Here is a 26311-nt window from a genome sequence, read left to right as displayed (position 1 = left end):
CTACCGTTCGATGTCGCAGGGGCCCGCGGCGGCGGACACGCAGGTCTGGATGAGGACGCCCGGTTCGGCTTCGGTGATCTCGCCGGTGCGCAGGTCGCGGACGGCGCCTGCTTTGAGCGGGGTGGTGCAGCTGAAGCAGATGCCCATGCGGCATCCGGAGGGCATGAGCACGCCGGCCTCTTCGCCGACGTCCAGCAGCGGCGTGGCGCCGTCCGCTTCGACGGTCTTGCCGGTGGTGCTGAACGTGACCTCGCCGCCGTCGCCGGCGACGACGATGGTGGGGCGGAAACGTTCGGTGTGCAGGCGCTCCGGGACGCCGTGCCCGGCCCAGTGCTTTTCGGCGGCGTCGAGCAGGCCTGTAGGCCCGCAGGCCCAGGTCTCGCGTTCGGCCCAGTCGGGTACGAGTTCGTCGAGACGGGCGATGTCGAGCATGCCGTCCGTGTCGGTGTGCACCTCGGTGAGCCGCAGCTTCTTCTCCGCGACCAGGTCGTGCAGCTCGTTGCGGAAGATCACGTCGTGCGGCTGGGGCGCGCAGTGGACCATGACGACGTCGTCGAACGCGGTGTCGCGCAGCATGCCCATGACGGGGGTGATGCCGCTGCCGGCCGTCAGGTAGAGCACCTTGGCGGGCTTGGTCTGCGGCAGCACGAAGTCACCGGTCGCCTGGTCCAGCTGGATCAGCGTGCCCGGTTTCACCCTGCGGACCAGGTGGTTGCTGACCTTGCCGTCCGGGATCGCCTTCACGGTGATCGTGACGCGGCCGTCCCTGCGGTCGGTCGGTGAGGTGAGCGAGTAGGCACGCCACAGGCGCACGCCGTCGACGTCGACGCCGATCCGCACGTACTGACCGGCTCTGTGCCCGCGCCAGCCCCGTCCCGGCCTGATCACGATGGTCGCGGCGTCGCCCGTCTCAGGGTGCACGGCCTCGATGCGTCCCCGCAGGTCAGCGCCCGCGCGCAGCGGGCTGACCAGGTCGAGGTAGTCAGACGGCAGCAGCGGCGTGGTGACCATCTCCAGCAGTTTCCACGCCCTGCTGCGGAGGGCAGTACTCGTCATGACCCCAGCTTGCTGCGCCTCAGGGCGTAAAGTCCTGACCGCAGGACGTAAATCTGGTCAGCCAAATTGTTCGCAGGGAATAAAACGTGAGTCACGTGATCCGCAGGGCCAGTGAGCTGGCCCTTGATGAGACGACGGTCACAGTACTTCGGGCAACGCTGAAGTCCACCGCCGACGAGGTCGTCCAGGCGATCATCGACGAGGTCCCTCCCTACGCCAACGCCCTCTCGGGCCACATGGGCGCCACCATCCGCCGAGCCGTCCGCACCGCGCTGGGACACTACCTGGACCTCGCGAGCGGGAACGCCACGGCCGGCGACGGCGGGGACGCCGCCTACGAGCTGGGCCGCGGCGAGGTCCGCGACGGCCGTTCGATGGACGCCCTGCTCAGCGCCTACCGCGTCGGCGCCCGCGTGGCCTGGCGATGCCTGGCAGCGGGAGCCGTACCCGCAGGTCTGCCCGCCGCCGAGGTCGCCAAGTTCGCCGAGCTGACCTTCGCCTACATCGACGAACTCTCCGCCGCGAGCGCCGCGGGCCACGCCGACGAGCTGGCCGCCCGGGGCCGGGATCACGAGCGCCACCTGGAGCACCTCGCCCGCGACCTCCTCGCCGGCGCGAGCCCCGACGTACTGCTGGTCTCGGCCCAACGAGCCGGCTGGCAGCCTCCGGTTTCGCTGACCGCGGTCCTGCTGCCCGGCGCCCAGGCCCGGCCTGCCTACCGCACCCTCGACCCGAGCACCCTCGTCCTCGACGATCTGCCGGACGGCACCGGCGTGCTGCTCGTCCCCGATGCCGACCGGTCACATCTGCTGCGGCAGCTGACCGAGCGCACCGCCGTGGTCGGCCCGGCCCGGCCATGGACGCGTGCGTCCGCCTCGTACGCGCGAGCCGTACGCGCGCGCTCCCTCTCCTCCGATATCCGCGACACCGAGGACCACCTGGCCGAGCTGGTGCTGAGCGCCGACATGGACGCGTTCACGGACCTGCGCGCCCGAGCCCTCGCACCGTTGCGGACCTTGCCCGTCGCGACCGCACGGCGGCTGGAGGAGACGCTGCGGGCGTGGCTGCTGCACCAGGGCAGGCGGGAGGAGGTGGCGGCGGAGCTGTTCGTCCATCCCCAGACCGTCCGGTACCGGATGTCACAGCTGCGGGAGCTGTTCCCGGATCTCGCGTCCCCGCACCGGGTCCTTGAACTGACGCTCGCGGTCGGGCTTCGGGACGGCTGACGCATACCCCGACCAGCCACGATCGCGTCCTGGGTCGGGCCTTCTCGCCTACGTATCCGGCCGCGGACGAGCCCTGATCGACCGGCGTCCGAATCCGCCACGTCCTGTACGGAGGACCGCGAACCGTGCGTCGGGCAGGCTTCGACAACAGCGTCGCCTTCGAGACGAACGTGGCGGGCAACAGGTGCGCCCCGGACTCCGCCGGACAGGCCGGCTCCGGCCGCACGGCGCGCCCTCTGACAGCGGCGGCTGCAGGCCGTCATTCAGCCGGAGCAAACCAGCTGGCGTGATCCCCGGCGGAAGGGGCACGCGGTCCAGCAGATCGCAGCCCTACGTCGGAGCAAGTTCCGGGGAGTCCGTGGTGGTCATAGCGCCGGTGTCGTCCGGGGCGTACCAGCCCGCGCCCCCTTCAGCTCTTGCTGCCATCGCGCCAACGTCAGCGTGCCACGTTCGCCAGTACGTGGAGCGGACACTGTCCACGTCGCCCCAGGGACAACCGGGAGATATGTGATGTCGCAGAACGAGAATGCGGGCCCCTCGTACGAGGACGAGGCGACCAGAGCCGAAGATGACCTGCTGGAAGGCCTCAGCGTCGACGAGCGGCGGCCGGAAAAGCCGATCCTCCTCGAAGCCGACGGAAGCCCTCTGGAGACCTGGCGGGAGAACTACCCCTACGACCGGAAGCTGAGACGGTCCGAGTACGAGCGGACCAAGCGGGTGCTGCAGATCGAGCTGCTGAAGATGCAGCGCTGGGTGAAGGAGACCGGTCAGCGCATCGTCGTGCTGTGCGAGGGCCGTGACGCGGCCGGCAAGGGCGGCACGATCCAGCGCTTCACCGAGCGGCTCAACCCGCGCGGCGCCCGCGTCGTGGCCCTGGAGAAGCCGACCGAACGAGAGATGGGCCAGTGGTACTTCCAGCGTTATGTGACCCACCTGCCCTCGCGCGGTGAGATCGTCTTCTTCGACCGCTCCTGGTACAACCGGGCCGGCGTCGAACGCGTGATGGGTTTTTGCACCGAGGCCGAGTACCGCACGTTTCTGGAGCAGGCTCCCTTGTTCGAGGAGATGTTGACCAAGGACGGCGTTCTGCTGGCCAAGTTCTGGTTCTCCGTCTCCCAGGCCGAACAGCGCACACGTTTCGCCATCCGCCAGGTCGACCCGGTACGCCGCTGGAAGCTTTCCCCCACCGACCTCGCCTCCCTGGACCGCTGGGACGACTACACCAAGGCCAAGGTCGACATGTTCCGAGCCACTGACACACCTCACGCCCCCTGGACCGTGGTCAAGAGCAACGACAAACGCCGCGGTCGGCTCGAGGCGATGCGCAGCCTGCTGTACCGCTGCGACTACCCGGCGAAGGATGACGACGCCGTGGGAAAACCGGACCCGCTGATCGTCGGCGCCGCCAACACCCTGTTGGAGGCCGGTGAGGAGCCCACAGACCTCTCCCCCACCCCGCTGGCCGGCTACGACCAGCGCCCCGGCCACCATCCCGAAACCCCTGACCCGCAGGCCTGAAGCGCTCCGAGCCGAACACCATGCGCAAGCCGCGTGGCGTTGACTCTTCGGTGAGCGGGTCCGTCAGTGCGGGCTTGGCGTCAACCTGCAGGTGAGCAACAAGCCAGGCTAGAGGGGCTGCGCTGCTGAGGCATGTGACCCCGCGGGAGCGCGGCCAAGACCCAGACAGGTCCGCTGTACGGCCAATTCCGGTCACAACACTGTCGTATGGCCGAATCCAGTGCCATCCTGTGACCGCGGTGATCCTCTCCCTCCCCCGGGGAGAGGACCCGTCTCATTGCCCTCTCCGTTGCGCTGTTCTTTCGGCGAGGGCGCGCCGTCCCTCCCGGCCTCCCCACGGGAGGGCCGACGGCTGCGCGCACCCAGCACCGGGCGTGCCCCGGCGGGCGGCCGATTGCCGACCCCACTCCCTCGCCCAGCCCGAAGCAGCCCAGGCCGGCATCAAGCGCACCGGCCCATTCCGATGCAGGACCCGGCGACTGAACCACTGGCTTCGCCCCGCGCCAGCACAAGCCTGGTCGCGGACGCCAACGCGCCCGGGGTTGGGGCCCGTTCGTCGCGAGGACGCGGATGCCGCCCCCTCGCCGTGTGAAGCCGCCGTACGCCCCCGCGGGCCTTACCGGTCCTCGAACCGTCTCGATCACGCGGAAGGGAAGGGTTCCGTCAGATGCGGTGTCGCCAGGTGCAGCGTCGTGTCGGCCCCGTGGGACAGCATGCGCTGCCTTGAGTGCCTGGCCGCCTCCGGGTCGAGCTCGTGCGCGTAGGCGAGTTCGGGATGCAGGAGCTGGATTGCGTGTACCAGGAGGTCGCCGGTGACGAGTGCCAGCTCGCGTCCATCGGCGACGAGCACGCTCTGGTGGCCAGGTGTATGGCCGGGCGTGGCGATCGCGCGCCCGATGCGCAGCGCTGTGTCCCCGTCGAGGAGCCGGAGCCGGCCGGCGGCCTCGAGCGGGTCGATGAGGCTCTCGCGAAGCTGCGGGTTGAGCTCGTCAACAGCGTCGAACTCGGCCCGCTGGAGCAGGTACTCGGCATTCGGGAAGTAAGGGCGACGAGCGTCGGCCGAAGCAGTTCCGTCCACTGCGCCGCCCGCCGAGGGGACGGCTGCCTCGGTCACGACCGCCCACCCGACGTGGTCGGTGTGCAGGTGTGTGAGCACCACGGTGTCGACCTCCGCCGGATCGATGCCCGCGGCAGCCAGAGACGAGGGAAGCGCCCCGGGCACCGGCGCCCACGAGGCGGCCGGGCTGTCCGCCGGACCGATCCCGGCGTCCACCACAACAAGGCCTTTGTCGCTGCGGATCGCGTAGGCACGAAACCGCAGCCGCCATCGTCCCTCCGCATCGACCGCACCGGGATCGAAGCGGTCGGCCTCAGCCCACTGAGCGGCCGACGCCCCAGGGAACGCCTCGGCCCGCGGGGAGAAGAAGGGGCCCTCGCCGTCGGCAAGGGCAATGATCTCGGTCGAACCGATGCGCAGACGGGGAACGTTGGCAGGCATGACAGCGATCCTGCCACGCCTCCCACGAGGACGGGCACTCGCCGGAATGCCGATCGCCTCGGCGCAGCGGAGCAAGCGGTCCCAAACGCAGGGCGGGCTGGGGCAGAGTATTCCTCTGACCCAGCCCGCCCTGCGCAGACTTGCTGACGACTACCAGCGGTACCAGCGGCCCCTGCGGCCACCGGTGGCAGGGGATCGCATAACGAACCCCAGCAACCACACCACGAGTACGACGACCGCAATCAACCACAGGGCCTTGAGAGCGAAGCCAGCACCGAAAAGAATAAGTGCGAGAAGCAGAACAAGAAGCAGGGGAACCATGATTATCAACCTCCGATGAAGCATGTGCCCTGCCGTTGCGGAGACATACGTGCGAGTTTCCGGGTTTACCTCTCCTGCGGCGCGGTATAAGGTTCGCCGCTTCAGTTCTTCGGATGGCCGGGTCCCGGCACTGTGCCGGTTCGCTGTGCCGGTGGGGGCGGTCTGCTCGCCTCGGCGGTGCCGGACCCGCGGGCGGCCGTTCTCAAACGGCAAGGAGGAGCCGTGACCAGTACACGCACCGACTCAGAAGGGTCCCAAGTGACAGCCGCGGCGTCCTTGTCTCCGGCGGAACGCAAGCAGCGGATGCGGCGTCGCCTGGAGCGGCTGATCGGCATCGCCGCCACGGAAGGCAACTCCCTGCTGCCGCTGCGCAACGGGGATGAGATCTTCGCGGCGATGCTGGAGAGCATCCGCGGCGCCCAACACACGGTGGACATGATGACGTTCGTGTACTGGCGTGGCGATATAGCCCGCCAGTTCGCCGAGGCTTTGACGGAACGGGCTCGTAACGGTGTGCGTGTGCGGCTGCTGCTGGACGGTTTCGGCAGTCGGCAGATCGAAGGCGATTTGCTGGACTTGATGGACCGGGCCGGGGTTGAGGTGGCGTGGTTCCGAAAGCCCCTTTACCTCACCCCGTTCAAACAGAATCACCGCTGTCATCGCAAGGTGTTGGTGGTGGACGAGGAGACGGCGTTCACCGGCGGGGTGGGTATCGCTGAGGAATGGTGCGGGGACGCTCGGAACGAGAACGAATGGCGCGATACCCATGTTCAGGTGCGCGGACCCGCGGTGGACGGCATCGCCGCCGCCTTCGCACAGAACTGGGCCGAATGCCACGACACCCTCTTCGACGCGCGCGACCGCTTCGGCCACCACACGCCGCAAGGCGACGCCGTGGTCCAGGTCGTCCGCGGCTCAGCCAGCCTGGGCTGGCAGGACATGCAGACCCTGCTGCGAGTCATGATCGAATGCGCTCAGGAGCAATTCCGGTTGGCAACCGCCTACTTCGCCCCCGATGAGTACTTCATCGACCTGCTGTGCGCGGCCGCCCGGCGCGGTGTCGAGGTGGAGATCCTGCTGCCCGGCCCGCACACTGACAAGCGGGTCTGCCGACTGGCCGGCCAGCGCTTCTACGAGCAGCTGATCGAGTGCGGGGTGCGCATATTCGAGTACCAGCCGACGATGATGCACGCCAAAGTCATCACCGTCGACGGGGTCGCCGCCCTGATCGGTTCCACCAACTTCAACCGGCGCTCTCTGGACCACGACGAGGAAGTCATGTGCGCCGTCCTCGACGAGGACTTCGCCGCCACCCTCAATCGGCACTTCGATGACGACCTGAAGGTCAGTCAGCAGATCGAGAGGGGTCGCTGGGAACGCCGCTCGGCCCCGCAGCGACTGCGGGAGGCTGCGGTCGCCCCCATCCGCCGGTTCCTGTGAAGCGAAGGCAGGCGGTTCCTGTGAAGCGAAGGCAGGGCAGGTGAGCCATCCCGCGTTCTGCCTGGCCGACCGCCGACCGACCGGGTGAGCAGCAGATATGCCGCGTCTGCGCTCCTCCCGCCCCAGCACGAACGTAGAGCCTGCTCGGTGGATGGACTCGGCGGGCTGTCGGCGAACTGCGCGTCAGCGAGCCGGTGTTCGACGAGCAGCCCGCGTGAGACCAACGGGCGTCCACCAGCGGTACTCCGCTTGGCGCAGTGGTGGGTGACCTCTGGAAGCAACCCGTCCCCATCGGCCACCTCGCACCGGGCCCTACGGGGCACGTTCTGCATCGGCAACGCCCACCGCACGAGCCGCTCCGTGCCACACCACCCGGTCACCCACCCTCACACACCACCGGCCCGCCCGCCTCGCAGCCGACCTCCTGGCCGCCGCACACCAGGCGCCCCACCGGCCCGTCCTCACTGAGGCGGACGGTTCGGTGCGGCGCCACGTGGCGGCCAGCCGACTCAGGGCGCTTCGCCGCGCTCAGCGGCGCCCGCCCGTGCCTGACGCGTCAGCGGTCGTCGCCGGTCGTGCCCGGAGGGCGAAAGCAGGCGGTGACCGCTTTGCCGTCGGGGCAACGCCGTGCTTCCCACTCGTCGGCCAGGGCGTCGACCAGGAACATGCCCCGCCCGCCGGGGCGGTCGTCGCTGGGAGCGCGTGGGGTGGGCAACTCCGCGGAGGCGTCGTCGTGCACGGTGACGTGCAGGCATTGGCCGTCCCAGGTCAGCACGAGCCGGGCAGTGGAATGAGCGTGGACGTGGGCGTTGGTGACCAGTTCTGACACGGTCAGGAGCACATCGTCCACCGTCTGCGGGGCGCTGTGCGCCCAGCCGAGCGTCTCCAGATGCCCGCGTGCCCAGTCACGCGCCGCTTTCGGGCCGGTGTTGACGGGCAGCGAGCGCGCCCAGCCCACCGCCCGCAGTGACGATTCGTCCACGGTGCCCCTCCCTGCGATTGGATCCGTTCCGAGGCTGTCGCTAGTACCCGCTGTGTGCGGGCTGACGCGGCCGGGCGCACTCCGGAGCGGTGCACCCGGCGTGCGCTATAGGCTGGGGGCCCGAAAAAAAAGCTTCCTGCTGCGCGTCAGGTGGAAGCCGGCCGGCGGGGGGCTGTCGGAGGGGTGTAGGAGACCGAGCGGGGACACCCCGCATACGGTGGGCAGGGCTGGGCGAGACCAGGGAGGGCTGCGTGGAGGTGAACGCGGTGCTTGGTCGTGCCGGGAGACGTTCCTGTGGTGGGCTCGGCGCGCTCCCCCGCCCGGCCTGGGGGCAGGCCCGGTCCGGACTGCCCCGGCATCGGGTGGGGGTGTCCTGCGTGGAGCTGTCTGACGTGGCCTTCGTCGACGCGACGGGGGTGACCGCGCTGTCGGTCACCGTCATGGATCCGCCCGACGAGCCGATGCTGGTCGCACCTCCTCCGTGCCACTCGCTCGCGGTGGGGACCATGTCCGGGCCCGGCCTGGACAGAATCGAGGTGGGACCTCGATGAGTCCGTTGAACGCCGACGAGGTTTTCGAGCATCCTGCCCTGTTCTACCGCAGTGAACAGGAGTACACGCAGCAGACGGTCTCGTTCCTGAGACAAGGGCTGGCGAAGAGCGAGCCGGTGGCCGTCGCGGTGCCTGGCCCCAATCTGGAACGGATCAGGACGGGGCTGGGTGCGGACGCCGAGGACGTCTTGCTCCTGGACATGACCGAGGTAGGCCGCAACCCCGGGCGGATCATCCCCAAGGTGCTGCGCGCTTTCGCTGACGCGCACCCCGAGGGGAGGGTGCGGATCATCGGTGAGCCGATCTGGGCCGGGCGCAGCGCGGTGGAGTACCCGGCCTGCGCCCAGCATGAGGCACTGATCAACGCCGCTTTCGAGGGCCGTACGGTGACGATCCTGTGCCCGTATGACGAGGTACGGCTGGATCCGGACGTGATCGCCGACGCGCGGATCACCCACCCGACCGTCATCAGCGGTGACGGCCGTGAGGAGGTCAGCGGCGCCTACGACTGGGAAGCGGTCGTCGCCCGATACAACCGGGCGCTGCCGCCCGCACCGGACGCCGCCGCCTTCTCCTTCGGGGCTGAGGAGCTGCCGTCGGTCCGCAAGTTCGGTGTGGCGCAGGTGGCCCGGCTGGGCTTGGCCGGGGTACGGCTGATGGATGCGGAGCTGGTCATCGCGGAACTGACGACCAACAGCGTGCTCCACGGTGGCGGCCGGGGAACGCTGGCGATCTGGTCCGAGCAGGACCAGGTCGTGATCGAGGTCCGCGACGCGGGACGGCTGACCGACCCCTTGGCAGGCCGCTGCCCGCCGGAGCGCGGACAGATCGGCGGGCGGGGGTTGCTGTTGGTCCATTGCGTCGCCGACCTGGTGCGCCTGCACACCGACGGCCAGGGAACGACCGTCCGCGTCTACGTCAGCCAGTGAGCACGGTACGGCCATGGAATGACCGTCCGCGTCTGCGTCAGCCAGTGAGCACCGCAGGGGGCAGCCACCGGCCTGCCGCCCGCCTTGTACGGCCCCGGAAAGACGGGTGCCGTCGCCATGGGGCACCCGGTGGTCGTGCCGTTCGACACCCGGACGGTGTTCCCGCGGCGGGAACCGGTGAGCTTCGTCGGGCGGTGATCGAGCCGTTGCCGGACTCGCAGTGCAGGGGCCGACCGGTGCGATACGGGCGGGTTTGCCCCCACCGGCGACCGGGCGTCTCCGCACCGGTACGCAGAGGCGCCCTCCCGACGCCGAAACCGCGTCGAGTACCCCGGTGTCGTCCGGGTATGCCGATTCCGGCCGGTCCGCTTTCCCATGGTTCCCAGCTGGGCCGACGCTTTGTTCCGCGCCAGGAACTTGGGTTAATCTGCGGCGTGTTTTTCTCGTTGCGTACTGGCCGTGAACTGCGGAACTGCACGCACGACGGCCGGGCCACCGATCGGTTCAGAGTGGGTTCCGAGTTCTCGGTCACGAGGGCTCCTGGGGGAGCGGAACGAGGTTACGCATGACGAGCAACAGCGCCGGGGTCGTCGAGGTGTCTCCGGATGATCAGGAGCTGCGGCGGCTTCTGGCGGGCCTGACGGCCGTGCGGGACGGGGACTTCGGCACGCGGCTGCCGGTCGACGCCGACGGCCTGATGGGCGACATCGCCAAGGTCTTCAACGGCATGGTCGACCAGCTGTCGGTGTTCACGTCCGAAGTCACCCGGGTGGCCCGCGAGGTCGGCACCGAGGGGACACTGGGCGGACAGGCGGAGGTGCCGGGTGTTTCGGGCACGTGGGCCGACCTGACGGACTCGGTCAATGCCATGGCGGGCAACCTGACCACCCAGGTCCGTGACATCGCGCAGGTGGCCACGGCGGTGGCCAAGGGCGACCTGTCGCAGAAGATCGACGTGCCGGCGCGGGGCGAGATCCTGCAGCTGAAGGAGACCGTCAACACGATGGTCGACCAGCTGTCCGCGTTCGCCGACGAGGTCACCCGCGTCGCCCGCGAGGTCGGCAGCGAGGGGCGGCTCGGCGGACAGGCCCAGGTGCCCGGTGTGGCCGGGGTGTGGCGCGACCTGACCGACTCCGTGAACCACATGGCGGGCAACCTCACCGGCCAGGTCCGCTCGATCGCCCAGGTGACCACCGCGGTGGCACAGGGAGACCTCTCCCAGAAGATCACCGTGGACGCCCGCGGTGAGATCCTCGAACTCAAGAGCACCATCAACACGATGGTCGACCAGCTCTCCGCCTTCGCCGACGAGGTCACCCGCGTCGCCCGCGAGGTCGGCACCGAAGGACGCCTCGGCGGACAGGCGGACGTCAAGGGTGTCAAGGGCACCTGGCGGGACCTCACGGACTCCGTGAACTTCATGGCGGGCAACCTCACCGGCCAGGTCCGCAACATCGCGCTGGTGGCGACCGCGGTCGCCAAGGGAGACCTCTCCCAGAAGATCACCGTGGACGCCCGCGGTGAGATCCTCGAACTCAAGAGCACCATCAACACGATGGTCGACCAGCTCTCCGCCTTCGCCGACGAGGTCACCCGCGTCGCCCGCGAGGTCGGCACCGAAGGACGCCTCGGCGGACAGGCCCAGGTGCGCGGTGTGTCGGGTACCTGGAAGGACCTGACCGACAACGTCAACGTGATGGCGTCCAACCTGACCGGTCAGGTCCGCTCGATCGCCCAGGTGGCCACCGCCGTGGCGCGGGGTGACCTGTCGCAGCGCATCACGGTCGAGGCCAAGGGCGAGGTCGCGGCGCTGGCGGATGTCATCAACACGATGGTCGACACGCTGTCGGCCTTCGCCGACGAGGTCACCCGCGTGGCGCGCGAGGTCGGCACCGAAGGACGCCTGGGCGGGCAGGCGCACGTGCCCAACGTCGCCGGCACGTGGAAGGACCTGACCGACAACGTCAACTCGATGGCCAACAACCTCACGGGCCAGGTGCGCAACATCGCGCTGGTGACGACCGCGGTGGCCAAGGGTGACCTGTCGAAGAAGATCGACGTGGACGCCCGGGGCGAGATCCTCGAACTCAAGACGACGATCAACACGATGGTCGACCAGCTCTCCGCGTTCGCCGACGAGGTCACCCGCGTGGCCCGCGAGGTCGGCACCGAAGGACGCCTGGGCGGTCAGGCCGAGGTGGAGGGTGTCTCGGGCACCTGGAAGCGGCTGACGGAGAACGTCAACGAGCTGGCGGGCAACCTGACCCGGCAGGTGCGTGCCATCGCGGAGGTCGCCAGTGCCGTCGCCGAGGGCGACCTGACGCGTTCGATCACCGTGGAGGCCTCCGGCGAGGTCGCCGAGCTCAAGGACAACATCAACTCGATGGTGGAGTCCCTGCGCGAGACCACCCGCGCCAACCAGGAGCAGGACTGGCTGAAGACGAACCTCGCCCGCATCTCGGGACTGATGCAGGGCCACCGTGACCTTCCCGTGGTCGCTGAACTGATCATGGACGAGCTGGTCCCGCTGGTGGCGGCCCAGTACGGGGCCTTCTACCTGGCCGAGGACGGCGACGACGGCCCCCGGCTGCGGCTGGTCGGTGCCTACGGCTACCCGGAGGACGACACCCGGCCCAGGCGGATCTCCTTCGGTCGCACCCTGGTCGGTCAGGCCGCCCGCAGCCGGCGCCCCATCACGGTGGACGACCTGCCGCCGGACTACGTGACCATCTCCTCGGGGCTCGGCCAGGTGGTCCCGACCGCCTTGGTGCTGCTGCCCATTGTGGTCGAGGATCAGGTCCTCGGCGTCATCGAGCTGGCATCTGTCACGTCCTTCACGCAGATCCAGCACGACTTCCTCACGCAGTTGATGGAGACCATCGGCGTCAACGTCAACACCATCGTGGCCAACGCCCGCACCGACGAGCTGCTGGCCGAGTCGCAGCGCCTGACGGCCGAACTCCAGGACCGGTCCGCGGAGTTGCAGGTGCAGCAGGAGGAACTGCAGCGCTCCAACGCCGACCTGGAGGAGAAGGCCTCGCTGCTGGCGGCCCAGAACCGGGACATCGAGGCGAAGAACCTGCAGATCGAGCAGGCCCGGCAGGAACTGGAGACACGCGCCCAGCAGCTGTCGCTGGCCTCGAAGTACAAGTCGGAGTTCCTGGCGAACATGAGCCACGAGCTGCGCACTCCGCTGAACAGTCTGCTGATCCTTGCGCAGTTGCTGGCCCAGAACCCGGCTCGTAATCTCACGGCGAAGCAGGTCGAGTACGCGCAGATCATCCACTCCGCCGGCTCCGACCTGCTCCAGCTGATCAGCGACATCCTCGACCTGTCGAAGGTCGAGGCCGGAAAGATGGACGTCACACCGGAGCGGGTCGCGTTGCGTCAGCTCATCGAGTACGTCGAGGCCACCTTCCGGCCCATGACGACGCAGAAGAGCCTGGACTTCACCGTGACGACCGCTCCGGGCGCGCCCGCGGACCTGTTCACCGACGACTCGCGGCTGCGCCAGGTGCTGCGCAACCTCCTGTCCAACGCCGTGAAGTTCACCGAACAGGGCGGCGTCCAGCTGAGCGTCGAGCCGGCACAGGACCAGGAGGTGCCCGCGGGAGTCATCCGGGGCGGCCCCGTGGTGGCCTTCCGTGTCACGGACACCGGCATCGGCATCCCGGAGCAGCACCTGGAGACGATCTTCGGCGCCTTCCAGCAGGCGGACGGCACGACCAGCCGCAAGTACGGCGGCACCGGTCTGGGCCTGTCCATCACCCGGGAGATCGCCCATCTCCTCGGCGGCGCCGTCACGGTGCACAGCACGCCCGGCCAGGGCAGTACGTTCACGCTCTTCCTGCCCGTGGCACGTCCCGACTTCGAGGAACTGATCGACCAGGGCAGACCCCTGGAGGAGCTCCCGACCGAGCCCCTTCCTGAGGGGTTGTCACGCCCGGTGCCGGTGCCCCGGACCGGGTCGCGGCCCCGGCGCCTGCTCGTCGTCGAAGAGCGGCCGCGCGGTCTGCTGACCCTCGTCGCGGAGAGTGTGGTCGCCGATCTCACGCACGGCCGTGAAGACGGTGGACAGCGGCCCGCCGTCGACATCATCACCGCGGTCGGGGCGCACGAGGCGGCGGGCGCGCTCGCCGCGGAACCGTGCCACTGCGTCGTCCTGGAACTGGGCACGCAGGACGGTGAGGCTTCCCGCTTCCTCGAGGCGCTGGGAGGTGACTCGGCACTGGCGAGCGTGCCGGTGCTGGTGCACAGCGGTCATCGCACGGACCTGGTCCTGGAAGAGGCACTGCGGTCCCGCTCGGCGGGCAGCGCACTGGAGTTCCTGTCCAGTCTCGACGAGCTGCGCGAGCGCATCGTCCTGCATCTGTCCGCCGAGGAGCCGGGGGACGTGTTGTCGCTGGTTCGGCCGGAGGAATCGCGGCCCGTGCCGCCGCAGCCCGTCGAGGGCTCGCCGGCGGCGGACCGTACCGTCCTCGTCGTCGACGACGACGCGCGCAACCTCTTCGCGCTCAGCGGGATCCTGGAGCTGCACGGCTTCCGGGTGCTGCACGCCGAGAACGGGCGCCAGTGCATCGACTCGCTGGTGAACAACCCTGACGTGGCACTCGTGTTGATGGACGTGATGATGCCGGAGATGGACGGCTACACCGCGACGGCCGAGATCCGCAGGATGCCGCAGTACGCGGAGCTGCCGATCATCGCCGTCACCGCCAAGGCGATGCCCGGCGACCGGGAGAAGAGCATCGCCTCGGGCGCCAGCGACTACGTCACCAAGCCCGTCGACACACGCGACCTCATCGCCTGCGTCCGGCGCTGGCTGCCCGTATGAGCACCCCGGCGCCCCTCCCGCACCCCGGCGGGCCGGGCGCCCCGCAGCGCCTGCCGATTTGCGCCCCCGGGCGCTTCAGCCGAGGAGCTTTCACACCGTGAGCCAGTCCGAGCATCCGGGCGAACCGGATCAGGGCGGTGCGCCGAAGCTCGAAGCCGGCGCTCCCCCGGCGTCCTCCAGTCTGTCGGTGCCTTCCGCCGGTGAGCTGTCCACAACACCCGTCGCACACCTGCCCGCAGGTCCTGTCGGCGAGCTACCCACGGGACCCGTTGGCGAGCTGCCCGATGACCCCGTTGGCGAGCTGCCCGCGATTCCCGACGGCGTCCCGTCCGCCTCACCGGTGGGCCGGCTGGCGGCCACGGTGGAGCGGCTCAGCCGGGAGGTGCGGGCCGCACAGGCGGAAGCCGAGGGACGCGCCCTGATCGAACTCGCCAAGGGCATCCTGGTCGAGCGACTGACGTGCGGGCCCGCCCAGGCCGCCCGGCAGCTCGCCGAGCTGGCCGAGCAGGCCCAGCTCACCCCCCTCGAACTCGCGGTCGACATCATCAATCAGGCCGCCCGGGACCGGATGTCCGAGGTGACGGACGCGTTCCTCGCCGCCACCCGGGCCGCGGACGAGGCCAAGGCCGAGTCGGCCGCCGTACGTCTGCGCGCGGCGGAGAGCGGCGCGCTGGCCGCGGACGACACCCAGGCCGTCGCCGAGGCCCTGCTGGAGCAGGCGCTGCGCCCTCTGGGCGCGGTAGCCGTGGCCGTCTGGGCCGCGGGCTCCGACGGTTCCCTCACCCTGGCGGGCAGCGCCGGCTTCTCGCTCGCCGAAGCCGCCCGCTGGCGGTACGTCCCGCCGGACGTGGTCACGGTGGCGCGGCGCGGGCTCACCGAACGCAGGGGGCAGTGGATCCCCTCGCTCGCGGCGGCGGGACTTCCCAGCATCGGGCTGCACCACCATCCGCACGGAGGCCGAGCCGCCCTGCCCGCGGGCACCGGAGGGCGCATCTACGGCGTACTGGAGATCGCCTGGCCCACGCCCGTGGAGCCGCAGCCCCCGCAGATCGTCCGCCAGGTCGAGGCCCTGGCGGAGCTGTGCGGCCACACCCTGGAGACCCACCCGCTCCTGCACGGTCCCACCCATGAACCACGCGTCTTGCCGGACGCCGCGGAACTGATGGACCTGGCCGACGGGCTGCACGATCCCGCCCTGGTCCTGGTGCCGCACCTCGACGACGCCGGAAACCTCGAGGACTTCCGCATCCAGCACGTCAACAACCGCTTCCTGGACCCGGCCGGCCGGCCGCGCGCGGTCATCAACGGCGCCCTCCTGCTGGAGGCGTACCCGATGGCCGCGGGGGACAGCGAGCTGTTCCAGCGCGTCGAGCGGGTCTACGCCACCGGCGAAGCCTTCCGCGCCCGCCGCATGAACCTCACCGCCCTCGTCGACCAGGTGCCCCTCTCGGCGGTCGCGGACATCAGCATCAGCCGCCACGGCACCACCGTCCTGCTCATCTGGCGCATCGAGGACGAGACGGCGCGTTTGGCAAGCCTCCTGCAGCACGCCCAACGCCTCGGCCGTATCGGCGGCTTCGAGGAGAACCTGCTGACCGGTGAGATCACCTGGAACGGACAGCTGTTCGACCTCTACGGGCGCCCCCAGTCGAGCACCCCGGTGCCCCTGGAGAATCTCTCGGCCCACGCGCATCCCGACGACGGCGTCTCCATCCGTCGTTTCCTGCGTACGCTGCTGCACCACCGGCGGCCGGCCGCCGCGGCCTTCCGGCTCCAGCGACCCGACGGCGTGACCCGCCACATCCGGGTCGTCGCCGAGCCGGTGCTCGACACCGACGGCCGGCTGCTCCTCGTCCGCGGCGCCTACCAGGACATCTCCGCCCAGCACTGGACCGAGGTGGCCCTCGCCGCCACCCGCGACCAGCTGGCACACACCGAGCAGCAGGCCACCGAACGCAACCGGCTCACCCTCCAGTTGCAGCACGCCATCATGCCGCCCGCCCAGGCACCGCTGGAGGTCCCCGGCCTCCAGATGGCCGTCCGCTATCGGCCCGCCGAGACCGAGCACCTGGTGGGCGGCGACTGGTACGACACCGTCGTGCTGCCCTCCGGGCAAGTCCTGTTGTGCGTGGGCGACGTGGCCGGTCACGGCATAGAGGCAGCGACCAGCATGGTCGTCCTGCGCAACGCCCTGCGTGGCCTGGCGGTCACCGGCGCAGGGCCGGGTCAGTTGCTGTCGTGGCTCAACATCGTGGCTCACCACCTGACCGGTGCCATCACCGCGACGGCAGTGTGCGGTCTGTACGACCCGGCCCTACGGACCTTCCGCTGGGCCAGGGCGGGCCACCTGCCGCCCGTCCTCGTCCAGGGCAACGAGGCTGCTGCCCTTCCCCTTTTGCAGGGGATGCTGCTCGGAGCGCTGCCCGAGGTCGTGTACGAGGAGGCCGAGGTCCAACTGGCTCAGGGAAACACCCTGTTGATGTACACGGACGGCCTGATCGAACGACGCGACCGGTCCGTGGAGGAGTCCCTGATCCACCTGCTGACGACCGCCCGCACGGCACCCAGCACACTCGACCAGCAGCTGGACCGCCTGCTCACCTACAGCAACTCGGACACCGACGACGACACGTGCATCGTGGGCATCCGGCTCGGATGAAGAGTTGGTGCCAGCCGGACCGGGGTTTGCCCCCGGTTCACCCCTGGGCTCGGCACAGTGCGCAGGCACGCAGCACACACGTGCACAGCGCCGCGCTGCACTGCACTGCACGCGGCTGAACGTTCTTCCGGTGAACTTCCGCGTCCAGACGGGTGAGGTCCGGGCCGAAGGCCTCTGCGCGCGAGCAACTCCCCGATACGCAGGGGTATATGACCACGAAGCTGCTGCGCGGGCTGGTCCCGCTCGCCCTGGCCCTCGTCCCGCTCACCGCTCCCGCCCCCGTCCAGGCAGCACAGCCTATGCTCCTGCCGGACGCCATCGCCAAGATCCCCAGCGCTCCCGAAAACAGGGAAGGCTACGAACTCACCGCCTTCAAGCACTGGAACGCCGGAGACGACCGCACCGACAGCTGCAACACCCGACAGGAAGTCCTCCTCGCCGAAGCCGTCGACGCACCCGAAGTAGGCACCAACTGCACCCTCACCGGCGGCCGCTGGCTGTCCTACTACGACGGCCGGCAGGTGACCTCCGCCGACACCCTGGACGTCTCCCACCTCGTCCCACTGGCCGAGGCATGGGACTCGGGGGCATCCGCGTGGACGGCCGTCCGGCGCGAGGCCTACGCCAACGACCAGACCGCTGCCGCCTCCCTCGTGGCGGTCACCGCGCGCAGCAACCGCGCGAAAGCCGACCAGGACCCGGCGCAGTGGCTGCCGTCGGCCGCCGAGCAGCACTGCCGCTACGTCTCGGAGTGGGTGGGCACCAAACTGCGCTGGAACCTGACGGCCGATCCTGCCGAGCTTGAGGCGCTGAAGGTGTTCGCCGACGGACCGTGCGAGGAGACAGTCGTCATGATCAGCCCTGCACCCTGACCTCACCGGACGTCCGGAGTCCCTGCGCACGCGGTGCAGCGGGCTCCGGTCACCGATGGACGAGGACTCCGTGTATGACGCAGCGCCGCTCAGGCCTGGTCGGGGGCACCGTCCGGGAACGTTGCGTTCAGGGACGTTCCCGGAAAGGCGACGAGGGCAGGATTCGTACGGCAGGACGTGGGCGAGGGCGCCTGTGCCGGCGGTGGCCACTTCGCGTCGGTAATGCTCTGCGAGAACGGCCGTAAGTGGCACCTGGGGGCTGCTGGGTCAGGGCGCGGAAAACAGTGTGGGAAAACGCGGGGCAAGCCAGGGCTTGCGGCCCCAGGCAAGGACACCCCCGCGTGCCATGGCCTGCCAGGGCCCCAACCGCCCCAGCGCGAGGAGGAGGAAGACGACCGGCTCGGTGAGGATGGTGCAGTCCGAACGCTCAGGCGGACCGGGCAGCACCTCCACCACACCGTCGGTGAAGATGACTCCGAAGGCCGCGCCGCCCCGGATGCGCAGGGTGTAACGAGCCGTAAGCGTAGAGTCGACGGCTATACGCGGCATCGCCATCTTCAAGAACGGCAGGCACAGCCCGACCCGCCCCGCATCGATCATGTGCGGCCGGCGCAGCCCGCGGGCGAGATCGTAACCATGGCCCAGCAAGTGGGTCAGAAGGTATGCGGCGAGGACGTCCTGGCCCATCGGTCCGAACGGGGTAAGCAGCGTCCGTCCCGCACGCCCCTCCGCCACGGCTTCTTCCACCGCGTCCAGGAACACCTCGGTCTGCTGAACCAGCATCGCCGCAAGCGTCCCCGCCCCACGCTCGTCAAACGCGGCCAGACTGCGCGCGTTGGCCGCCGCGATACCCTCCGGCGTGCCGTCCCCGTACGGCCGTTCCCGACCGGACACCAGATCAGCCATCAGGCCCCCTGCCAGGACCAGATGGGCGGCTGTCTCACCGACCGTCCACTCCAGCCCGGGCACAGGGCCGCTCATGTCCGTGTCCACCGCACCGTCCAGAAGCGCGGCAATGTCACCAGCGGTCTCCCGTATCGCCCAACCGAGCCCTTCCGGCAGACACTCTCTGACACCCGCCTGCGTTTCGCGCTCCACGCCGCCGCCTCTCCCCACAACCACTTGATCGCATACCCGTAGCGGCGTACAGAACCAGACCCACCGACCCAGGGCAAGGCTCCCGGGCACCCCGCCGGCACGAGGAGGGTCACCCGCAACGCAGCCACCCGGCCAGGGTGGGGTCAAAGTTTCAGGCCGCCCGCTCCAGAGCGATGCGAGGGCGATGGCCGCCTGATCGAAAACCCGGATCCTGGGCCCGTGACCGCGGCAAAGCCGTGCGGGAGATCAACTCGTCAGGTGAAGATGTCCAGGAACAGAACCACAGCGACAAGGGCCCCTCCCGCTCCGGACGCCAGCGATGCGAACAGGCCCGGCCCGCCATAGCCTTCCAGACGGGCCCGCCGCGGCTTGGCCGGGTCGTAGCGGACACGTACGGGCGTTGAGTGGTCGATCGGATAAAGCCGGCCGACTTTGGACTCGACCCTGACCTCGTCGCTGTCCGGAGGGGTGAAGGCAACCTCGGGATAGAAGCGGGGGTCGCCGTCGCCGTCCGTGTCCTCACGGATTCCGACAATCTCCGCGTCGATCCACTGTCCGCGGGTGCGGAGGCGGAAGCAGTTCCACGCCGTCACGAAGGCCCATCCCGAGAGCCCTGCCGACATCGGGATGAAGGCCGCTTCGACGATCTGCTCCCAGTTCACACGGACAGGCTATGTGCGGGCATCCCCTGGCGTCGTTCTTGCCCGCCTCGATGCGGGCCGGGCAGCATGACTCGGTTCCGGCCATGGCCGGCCCTTCACAGCGGGGGCCGCAGGGAGGCGCGGGAGCCACCGCATGCGGATCGGTACGCACTTCCGGTTCGTGCACCAACGACCCTTCCAAATGGCGGAGTTGCGCGTGCTGCCTTCGAAGGCTTCCTTGAGCAGTCCTGAACTTTGTACGGGTCCATGACAAAGTATGGACGGCACCGGAAGAAGTCCCTACTGTGTCCGACGCGACGGGGCAAGCCTCATGCGCCGCCCGGTCGCGCACACCCCCCGTATCCGGAGCGACGGCGCGCCCCGGCAGCGGTGGATCCCTCACTTACCCGATCGAGTCCCTCATGCCCGAGGGACCGTCAGGAGGTCACGTGGAACCACGGCTGTACCCCCGCCGGCTGGGCAGACGCCTGGCCGGAACGCTCATCGCCTCGTTATTGACGATCGGTCTGTCGTCGTCCCCGGGCATCGCGGACGACACGGCAGCGGCCGATCCGCCTCCGCAGGAACCCGGTGTCACCCTGCGCGTCTTCGACATCCAGGCGCCACTGAACGAGATATGCACCCTGAAGCCGGGCCAGACCCCGAACATCGACAAACTCATGCCGGTGATCGACTGGTCCTCCGCCGCCCAGTTCGGCCTGGAGACCAACTTCGTCACCCACGTCCTCGGCAACCTCAGCGCCTCCCAGGCCGGCAGCTACACTTTCCGTCTCACCAGCGACGACGGCTCCCGTCTGTGGATCGACGACCAACTGGTCATCAACCACGACGGCCTGCACGGGGCGGAGCCGAAGGACGGCACGGTCGACCTGACGGCCGGTTACCACTCCCTTCGCATCGAGCACTTCGAACGGGACGGCGGCCAGCAGCTGACCCTGGCCTGGAAGCCCCCGGGCGCCTCCGGCTTCAGCGTCGTGCCGAACTCGGTGCTCAGCACGGACGCCGGCGTCGTACGGGTGACCGCACCCGGCCGCAAGGAGTGCGAGGCGGGCACGGACTCCCCCGGCGACGGCCTGCCACTGACCGGCGTGCACCCCAACTACACCCTCACCAACCTGCGGCCGAACGGCTTCGAACCGCAGGTCTCCGCGATGGACTGGCTCCCGGACGGCCGCCTGGCCGTGGCCACCTGGGGCGGCAGCAACAACACCGCGGGCGAGGTCTACCTGCTGAGCAACGTCACCGGCTCCACGGGCCCCGACAAGGTGACGGCGAAGAAGGTGGCCTCGGGCCTGAAGGAACCGATGGGCATCAAGTACGTCGACGGCAAGCTCTACGTCTCCCAGAAACACGAGCTGACCGAGCTGAACGACACCACCGGCGACGAAGTCACCGACCAGTACCGGCGCGTGGCGACCTGGCCCTTCGGAGGCAACTTCCACGAGTTCGCCTTCGGCCTGCTGTACAAGGACGGCTTCTTCTATCTGAACCTGTCGGTGTCCATCAACTACGGCGGTGCGACGACCGATCCGCAGCCCGCCGCGAACCGCGGCACCACGATCAAGGTGAGCAAGGCGACCGGAGAGGTGTCGTACGTCGCCGGCGGACTGCGCACGCCCAACGGCATCGGCTGGGGCCCCGACGGCGACATGTTCGTCACGGACAACCAGGGCGGCTGGCTGCCCTCCTCCAAACTCGTGCACATCAAGCAGGGCCGCTTCTTCAACCACCACACCAACCCCGACGGCCCGTTCGACAGCCAGCCGGTGACCAAGCCGGTGCTGTGGCTGCCGCAGAACGAGATCGCCAACTCCCCCAGCACCCCCCTGCAGCTGAAGGAGGGGCCGTTCGCCGGGCAGATGCTCTTCGGTGACGTGACCTACGGCGGCATCCAGCGGGCCTTCCTGGAGAAGGTCGGCGGGGAGTACCAGGGCGCCGTCTTCCGGATGACTCAGGGCCTGGAGGCCGGTGTCACGCGGATCAGCGTCGGCCCCGACGGCGCCCTGTACGCCGGCGGGCTGGGCGCGGGCGGCAACTGGGGCCAGGAGGGCAAGCTCACCTACGGCCTGCAGAAGCTGACGCCCAACGGCAAGAACGGCTTCGACATCCGCGCCATGCGCGCGGTGCCCGGCGGCTTCGAGCTGGAGTACACCCAGCCGCTGTCGACGGACACGGCGGCCGAGCTGGCCAAGCGGTACAAGGTCAAGCAGTGGCGCTACGTACCGACCGCCGCGTACGGCGGGCCCAAGGTCGACGAGGAGACACTGACCGCGCAGGCGGCCACGCTCTCCACCGACCGCAAGACCGTCACCCTGACGATCCCCGGTCTCAAGACCGACCGGGTCGTCCACGTCCGCTCGCCCCGGCCGTTCAGCTCCGCCGACGGTGAGGCGCTGTGGAGCACCGAGGCGTGGTACACGCTCAACGAGATCCCCGGCGCGACGTCCCGGACGGGCGAGGTCAAGGGCGTCAACGGCAAGTGCCTCGACGTCGACAACTCCCAGACCGCCGACGGCACGAAGATCCAGCTGTGGACCTGCAACAGCACCGGCGCCCAGAAGTGGACCCTGCCGGGCGACGGAACCGTACGGGCCCTGGGCAAGTGCCTGGACGTGTCCGGCGGCGGCAGTGCCGACGGTACGAAGATCCAGCTGTGGACCTGCAACAGTTCCGGCGCCCAGGCCTGGCAGCCCCAACCCGACGGCACCATGCGCAACCCGCAGTCCGGCAAGTGCCTCGACGCCTCCGGTGGCACCTGGAACGACGGCACCCCGGTCCACCTGTGGACGTGCCACACCGGCCCCAACCAGAAATGGACCTTGCCCTGACCGATGAGCCGCGCTCCGGGCGGTGCCGCTGAACAGGGGCATGCTCAGAGCTTCCAGTCCGGGCTGACACCCGTGTTCGAAGGACACGGAACCAGCGAAGCCCCTCGGCCGTAGGCGTGTTGAGTGAGATCAGCACACCGACGACGAGGGGCTTCGTCACGTCACCCCCACCTGACCAGCCCTGATGCACCCCTCAGACCCCATCCGGGGTGACATAGGCTCAGCCTGAATCGAGGAACAGAGAAAGCGAACACAGCACATAGTGAACAGATCCGGCATACGCCCCCTCTTCCGTACTGGCGCTCTCGCCGCCAGCTCCGCCCTGGTCTCCGTTGCCGCGCTCTCCGCATGCGGCGGCTCCAGCGACGACGCCCCCGCCACCGGCGGCGCATCCCCGTCCGCGCCTTCGTCTTCGTCTCCCTCTCCGTCTGCCTCGGCGCCGGTCGCCGCCGCCGCGAAGTCACGGGCCTCCGCCGAGCTGGACAAAGCGTCACTCACCGCAAGCGACCTCACCGGATTCGAGGTCGAGGACTACGCCATGGACGGTCTGCCGGCCGAGACCGAAGTAAACACGGAGGAGAAGGACTGTATCCCGGTGGCACACGCCCTGCAGGCCGTGGCCCTGGGTGACCCGGTGGCCGCCACCCAACGGGCGATCACCTCCGAAACCGACGACGCCGCGTTCGATACGGCAGAGACCGTCGAGGAACTGAACGCAGCCACCAGGATCCTCGACACCACGGTGACCCTCGCCTCCTATGACAGCGAGGACGAGGCGCAGGCTGCCCTCAAGTCTCTGCACGACGGGATCGCCGCATGCGACGGCGACTTCGAATACGAGCTCTACGGCGCCCCGCAGGACGTCGACACGGTGGACAGGGCCAAGTCTCCAGACGTGGGAGACGAGGCTGTTGCGTTCAACGCGACGGTCATCCGAGGGAACGGCGACCCCGGCCCGATCCGCGTGGTCGTCTTCCGCCACGGCCACGTCCTCGCCCACTTCAGCACCGTCAACATCACCGCCGGAATCTCCGACGACGACTGGGACTTCCCCGAAGCCCTCACCAAGGCCCAAGACGCGAAGCTCGACTGACGCGGACGCCGTTGGGGCCGCGTCTGAGCCTTCACCTGCCGGGGCTTGTCATCTTCCGGCGCAGCATGTCGCGCGATGAGCACTGAGCGACCTGTGCCGGAACGGTCTTCCCGCGCTGCTCTCACCCCTGCCGCCAGTGGCTGAAGCGGACAGCCAGGTAGTAGCAGAGTGCCGCCAGGAAGAGCGCACTCACGATGAGGCGTGCTGCAGTCCACGGTGTGCCGCTTGGATGCCATATGGCGGCCACGAGATTCATCGTTACCGCGAAAGCGAAAGCACAGCGAAGGAGTGTGGCGGCACGCGCCACCCTGTGTGCATGCACATTCCTCACCTTCCCCCAGCCGGCATGGAGTTCAAGGTGCCCGCAGGTTCGCGGATGAATCGGATGGCGACGCCGTTGGTCGTAGTGCAAACTCCGCCGAAATCGGTGTTTCCGCCGGTTCAGCAATCGGCGCAGTACGGGCCGGCGGGCGCCTTCGGAAGGTCAGATCGGCGAGCGCGTCGGAATCCCATGCCCACATGCGGCCTTCGGGGGTGCCGTAGTCGACGAGGGACCGGATCGCCACGTACGCCTCCGAGGTGGGTCAGGAAGTACTCGAGCTGGGGGTCGTCGTGCCAGCTGCTGATCCGTAGGTCGGTGCAAAGCTGGTCGAGTGCGTCGGGGTGGGCTACGAGTTCGGTGTATCCGACCTCGCCGAGCGATGCGGCCTGACGCCGTCGAGCCCATAGGAGTCGGTGAATGAGAACCCGAGAACGGCTCGCCGCGACGCGGCGTTGTCGGAGGGCTCTGTCAGGGTGTGCTTCGTGGATGAACTGGTGGAGCGTGTCGACTGTCGAGATCGTGTCCTGGGTGTGGTCACCCGTCGGCAGGCCATCCGGGAAGGCTGGCTGCATCGAATCGCCTCGACGGTGTGTCGTGGTGGGGATGGCCGGATCCTCGTCCATCGTCGGTCGGAGCAGCTGTCGCGCTTCCCCGGGTTCTACGAGGTCATGGTCGGTGGCGCTGTGGGTGTCGGGGAATCCTACGAACGGGCTGCCGCGCGGGAGTTGGCGGAAGAGCTGGGCATCCGTGGCCTGCCGCGCTTGCTGTTCACGTTCATCAACCGCAGCGGCCTGAGCCCTCACTGGCTGGGCGTGCACGAAGTTGTGGTTCCGGACGCGGTGACCCCCGATCCCGATGAGGTCGCCTGGCATGGCTGGCTGACCGAGCCGGAGCTTCACGCGGCCCTGTTGGAGTGGCGCTTCACTCCCGACAGCCACGAAGCCTTCAGTCGGTTTCTCGCCTTCCGGACCGCGCAGTCCTGAGGCATGCGGCTCGGGCCGTCGATGCGGCTCGCGTCGGAGGAGACGGGACGGAGGGGAACCGGGCAGCGCAGCACTCGGTCTTCCCGGCACGCAGCCGTGGACGCCGATCAACCTCAGCGGGGATGGACTGGGTCTACGCTGAGACGCATACCGCCATAGGCCATCGCCACGGGCGACGTGCTGACCGCCCCCGCGGGGCCGCATGACCGGCCGCCACGCACCCCCGACGGCGTCGGCCCGGTGCGGAAAGGAGGCGAGCGTGCCATGAAACTGCTGCCGGACCTCAGCCCCGTGCGCGACCGGGTCGGCGAGGCGATCTTCTCCCGGGTCGCGGGGCCGGAGGGCCCGGCCAACCGGGATCGCATCCACGGCGCGCCGGGTCCGCGCTGGTTCGGCCCCGAGCGTCCCGTCCGCCAGGTGCACGGCGACGCCTCGATGTTCACCGGAGGACTGGCCGCCCTGCTGCTGCAGTCCCTGCACCCGCTGGCCATGGCCGCCGTGGCCGGGCACTCCGGCTTCCGCGGCGACCCCTGGGGCCGCCTCCAGCGCACGAGCACCTTCCTGGCGGTCACCACCTACGGCCCCGCCGACCGCGCCCAGGAGGCCTGTGACCGGGTCCGCGCCGTCCACACCTCCGTCCGCGGCACCGCCCCCGACGGCCGGGCCTATGCCGCCTCCGACCCGCACCTGCTGTGCTGGGTCCACATCGCCGAGACCGACTGCTTCCTGCGTGCCCACCAGCGCTACGGCGCCGACCCTCTCGACGAGGAGGGCTGCGACCAGTACGTCGCCGACATGGCCCGCATCGCCACCGCGCTCGGCGTGCCCGACCCGCCCACCACCCGGTCCGAACTCGACCGCTGCCTGGCCGCCTACCGCAGCGAACTGGGAGCCACTCCCGAAGCCCGCGCCACCGCTCGCTTCCTGCTGCTGCACCCGCCGATCCCCTGGCCGGCCCGCCCTCCGTACACCGCACTCGCCGCCAGTGCCATCTCCCTGCTCCCGGCCTGGGCCAGCCGCGAACTGCGCCTGCCCCGCATCCCCATAGCCCAAGACCTGCTCGTACGGCCCCTCGGCACCGCCATGACCGCCGGCATCCGCTGGGCCATGACCCCCACCCGCGCCAGGGTCCGCTCAGGACACACCTGACCCGCCGCCCCTCCCTCGGCCTCGGCGGACGACGGCCTCCCCACCCACCCCGGCCCCGCGACAGGCCACCCACCTCACCGGCCTGCACGTCCCCGGCTCCGCGTCCGCCACGCCGTCTCACGCCGTGGCGACGCCACCCTGCGCAAGACGCGCATAGAGTGACCGGCCCGGGGCACAAGGGCCGCCGTAGGAACGTAGATGCTGTGGGCGGCGCCGAGTACCGAGCGCCGTCGCAACAGGTACGGCGGCACCCGGTGCCACGGGCCGCCGACCCGGAAGAGAGGGTTCTC

Annotated in this window: 18 protein-coding genes; 12 read left to right on the top strand and 6 right to left on the bottom strand. The window is 69.4% G+C overall.

Annotated features, from left to right (window positions below):
- Entirely contained in the window at positions 1-1056 is a 1056-nt protein-coding gene (locus tag AC068Z_RS36835) for a ferredoxin reductase (RefSeq protein WP_478566139.1), read from the bottom strand.
- Positions 1057-1142: 86 nt separating this feature from the next.
- On the opposite strand from AC068Z_RS36835, the gene AC068Z_RS36830 reads away from it, so the two are divergent.
- A complete protein-coding gene (locus AC068Z_RS36830) occupies positions 1143-2282 on the top strand; it encodes a PucR family transcriptional regulator (protein WP_478566136.1) in 1140 nt (379 codons plus the stop codon).
- A 510-nt stretch (positions 2283-2792) separates the two neighbouring features.
- Positions 2793-3800 (top strand): polyphosphate kinase 2, encoded by a 1008-nt coding sequence (gene ppk2, locus AC068Z_RS36825; RefSeq protein WP_478566134.1) that lies wholly within the window; start codon positions 2793-2795, stop codon positions 3798-3800.
- Between the two features lie 640 nt (positions 3801-4440).
- Here the strand turns inward: ppk2 and AC068Z_RS36820 are convergent.
- Together AC068Z_RS36820 and AC068Z_RS36815 are read right to left on the bottom strand one after the other, a co-directional pair.
- The gene (locus AC068Z_RS36820) at positions 4441-5298 is read right to left on the bottom strand and encodes an MBL fold metallo-hydrolase (protein WP_478566132.1); all 858 of its coding nucleotides are present in this window, start codon (positions 5296-5298) and stop codon (positions 4441-4443) included.
- A gap of 150 nt (positions 5299-5448) precedes the next feature.
- On the bottom strand, positions 5449-5619 hold the full coding sequence (locus AC068Z_RS36815; RefSeq protein WP_478566129.1) for a hydrophobic protein: 171 nt from the start codon (positions 5617-5619) through the stop codon (positions 5449-5451).
- Between the two features lie 303 nt (positions 5620-5922).
- Here AC068Z_RS36815 and AC068Z_RS36810 point away from each other — a divergent pair, with 303 nt between their 5' ends.
- Positions 5923-7059: a phospholipase D-like domain-containing protein gene (locus AC068Z_RS36810; RefSeq protein ID WP_478566329.1), complete on the top strand. Its 1137-nt coding sequence runs from the start codon at positions 5923-5925 to the stop codon at positions 7057-7059.
- Positions 7060-7615: 556 nt separating this feature from the next.
- Here AC068Z_RS36810 and AC068Z_RS36805 read toward each other — a convergent pair.
- On the bottom strand, positions 7616-8041 hold the full coding sequence (locus AC068Z_RS36805; RefSeq protein ID WP_478566127.1) for an ATP-binding protein: 426 nt from the start codon (positions 8039-8041) through the stop codon (positions 7616-7618).
- Between the two features lie 377 nt (positions 8042-8418).
- On the opposite strand from AC068Z_RS36805, the gene AC068Z_RS36800 reads away from it, so the two are divergent.
- From AC068Z_RS36800 to AC068Z_RS36780, 5 genes are all read left to right on the top strand, one after another.
- A complete protein-coding gene (locus tag AC068Z_RS36800) occupies positions 8419-8592 on the top strand; it encodes a hypothetical protein (protein WP_478566124.1) in 174 nt (57 codons plus the stop codon).
- Positions 8589-9521, top strand: a complete 933-nt coding sequence (locus AC068Z_RS36795) for an anti-sigma factor RsbA family regulatory protein (protein ID WP_478566121.1) — start codon at positions 8589-8591, stop codon at positions 9519-9521. The genes AC068Z_RS36800 and AC068Z_RS36795 overlap by 4 nt, the downstream gene beginning before the upstream one ends.
- Before the next feature lie 565 nt (positions 9522-10086).
- On the top strand, positions 10087-14355 hold the full coding sequence (locus tag AC068Z_RS36790; RefSeq protein WP_478566118.1) for a HAMP domain-containing protein: 4269 nt from the start codon (positions 10087-10089) through the stop codon (positions 14353-14355).
- A 277-nt stretch (positions 14356-14632) separates the two neighbouring features.
- Entirely contained in the window at positions 14633-17014 is a 2382-nt protein-coding gene (locus AC068Z_RS36785; protein WP_478566326.1) for a SpoIIE family protein phosphatase, read from the top strand.
- Positions 17015-17223: 209 nt separating this feature from the next.
- On the top strand, positions 17224-17886 hold the full coding sequence (locus AC068Z_RS36780; RefSeq protein WP_478566116.1) for an HNH endonuclease family protein: 663 nt from the start codon (positions 17224-17226) through the stop codon (positions 17884-17886).
- A 267-nt stretch (positions 17887-18153) separates the two neighbouring features.
- Here the strand turns inward: AC068Z_RS36780 and AC068Z_RS36775 are convergent, their stop codons facing one another.
- Positions 18154-18984, bottom strand: a complete 831-nt coding sequence (locus AC068Z_RS36775) for a maleylpyruvate isomerase family mycothiol-dependent enzyme (protein WP_478566113.1) — start codon at positions 18982-18984, stop codon at positions 18154-18156.
- Positions 18985-19238: 254 nt separating this feature from the next.
- Positions 19239-19646, bottom strand: coding sequence for a DUF3592 domain-containing protein (locus tag AC068Z_RS36770; protein WP_478566110.1), 408 nt, complete (start codon positions 19644-19646; stop codon positions 19239-19241).
- Positions 19647-20074: 428 nt separating this feature from the next.
- Here AC068Z_RS36770 and AC068Z_RS36765 point away from each other — a divergent pair, with 428 nt between their 5' ends.
- From AC068Z_RS36765 to AC068Z_RS36750, 4 genes are all read left to right on the top strand, one after another.
- Positions 20075-22474: a ricin-type beta-trefoil lectin domain protein gene (locus AC068Z_RS36765; RefSeq protein WP_478566107.1), complete on the top strand. Its 2400-nt coding sequence runs from the start codon at positions 20075-20077 to the stop codon at positions 22472-22474.
- 262 nt (positions 22475-22736) lie between these two features.
- A complete protein-coding gene (locus AC068Z_RS36760) occupies positions 22737-23567 on the top strand; it encodes a hypothetical protein (protein ID WP_478566104.1) in 831 nt (276 codons plus the stop codon).
- 804 nt (positions 23568-24371) lie between these two features.
- Positions 24372-24872, top strand: coding sequence for an NUDIX domain-containing protein (locus tag AC068Z_RS36755; protein ID WP_478566102.1), 501 nt, complete (start codon positions 24372-24374; stop codon positions 24870-24872).
- Positions 24873-25136: 264 nt separating this feature from the next.
- Positions 25137-26021 (top strand): oxygenase MpaB family protein, encoded by an 885-nt coding sequence (locus AC068Z_RS36750; protein ID WP_478566099.1) that lies wholly within the window; start codon positions 25137-25139, stop codon positions 26019-26021.
- Positions 26022-26311: the final 290 nt, after the last annotated feature.

Source organism: Streptomyces sp. NPDC043726 (genome assembly GCF_056436565.1).
Note: the sequence above shows the minus strand (reverse complement) of the source record. Positions and strands in the feature narration are given on the sequence as shown.

Bases quoted from the DNA above. Each gene is read 5' to 3' on its own strand.
- ppk2 (WP_478566134.1), top strand. From the start codon at position 2,793: ATGTCGCAGAACGAGAATGCGGGCCCCTCGTACGAGGACGAGGCGACC.
- AC068Z_RS36810 (WP_478566329.1), top strand. From the start codon at position 5,923: ATGCGGCGTCGCCTGGAGCGGCTGATCGGCATCGCCGCCACGGAAGGC.
- AC068Z_RS36790 (WP_478566118.1), top strand. From the start codon at position 10,087: ATGACGAGCAACAGCGCCGGGGTCGTCGAGGTGTCTCCGGATGATCAG.
- AC068Z_RS36820 (WP_478566132.1), bottom strand. From the start codon at position 5,298: ATGCCTGCCAACGTTCCCCGTCTGCGCATCGGTTCGACCGAGATCATT.
- AC068Z_RS36815 (WP_478566129.1), bottom strand. From the start codon at position 5,619: ATGGTTCCCCTGCTTCTTGTTCTGCTTCTCGCACTTATTCTTTTCGGT.
- AC068Z_RS36780 (WP_478566116.1), top strand. From the start codon at position 17,224: ATGACCACGAAGCTGCTGCGCGGGCTGGTCCCGCTCGCCCTGGCCCTC.
- AC068Z_RS36795 (WP_478566121.1), top strand. From the start codon at position 8,589: ATGAGTCCGTTGAACGCCGACGAGGTTTTCGAGCATCCTGCCCTGTTC.
- AC068Z_RS36750 (WP_478566099.1), top strand. From the start codon at position 25,137: ATGAAACTGCTGCCGGACCTCAGCCCCGTGCGCGACCGGGTCGGCGAG.
- AC068Z_RS36835 (WP_478566139.1), bottom strand. From the start codon at position 1,056: ATGACGAGTACTGCCCTCCGCAGCAGGGCGTGGAAACTGCTGGAGATG.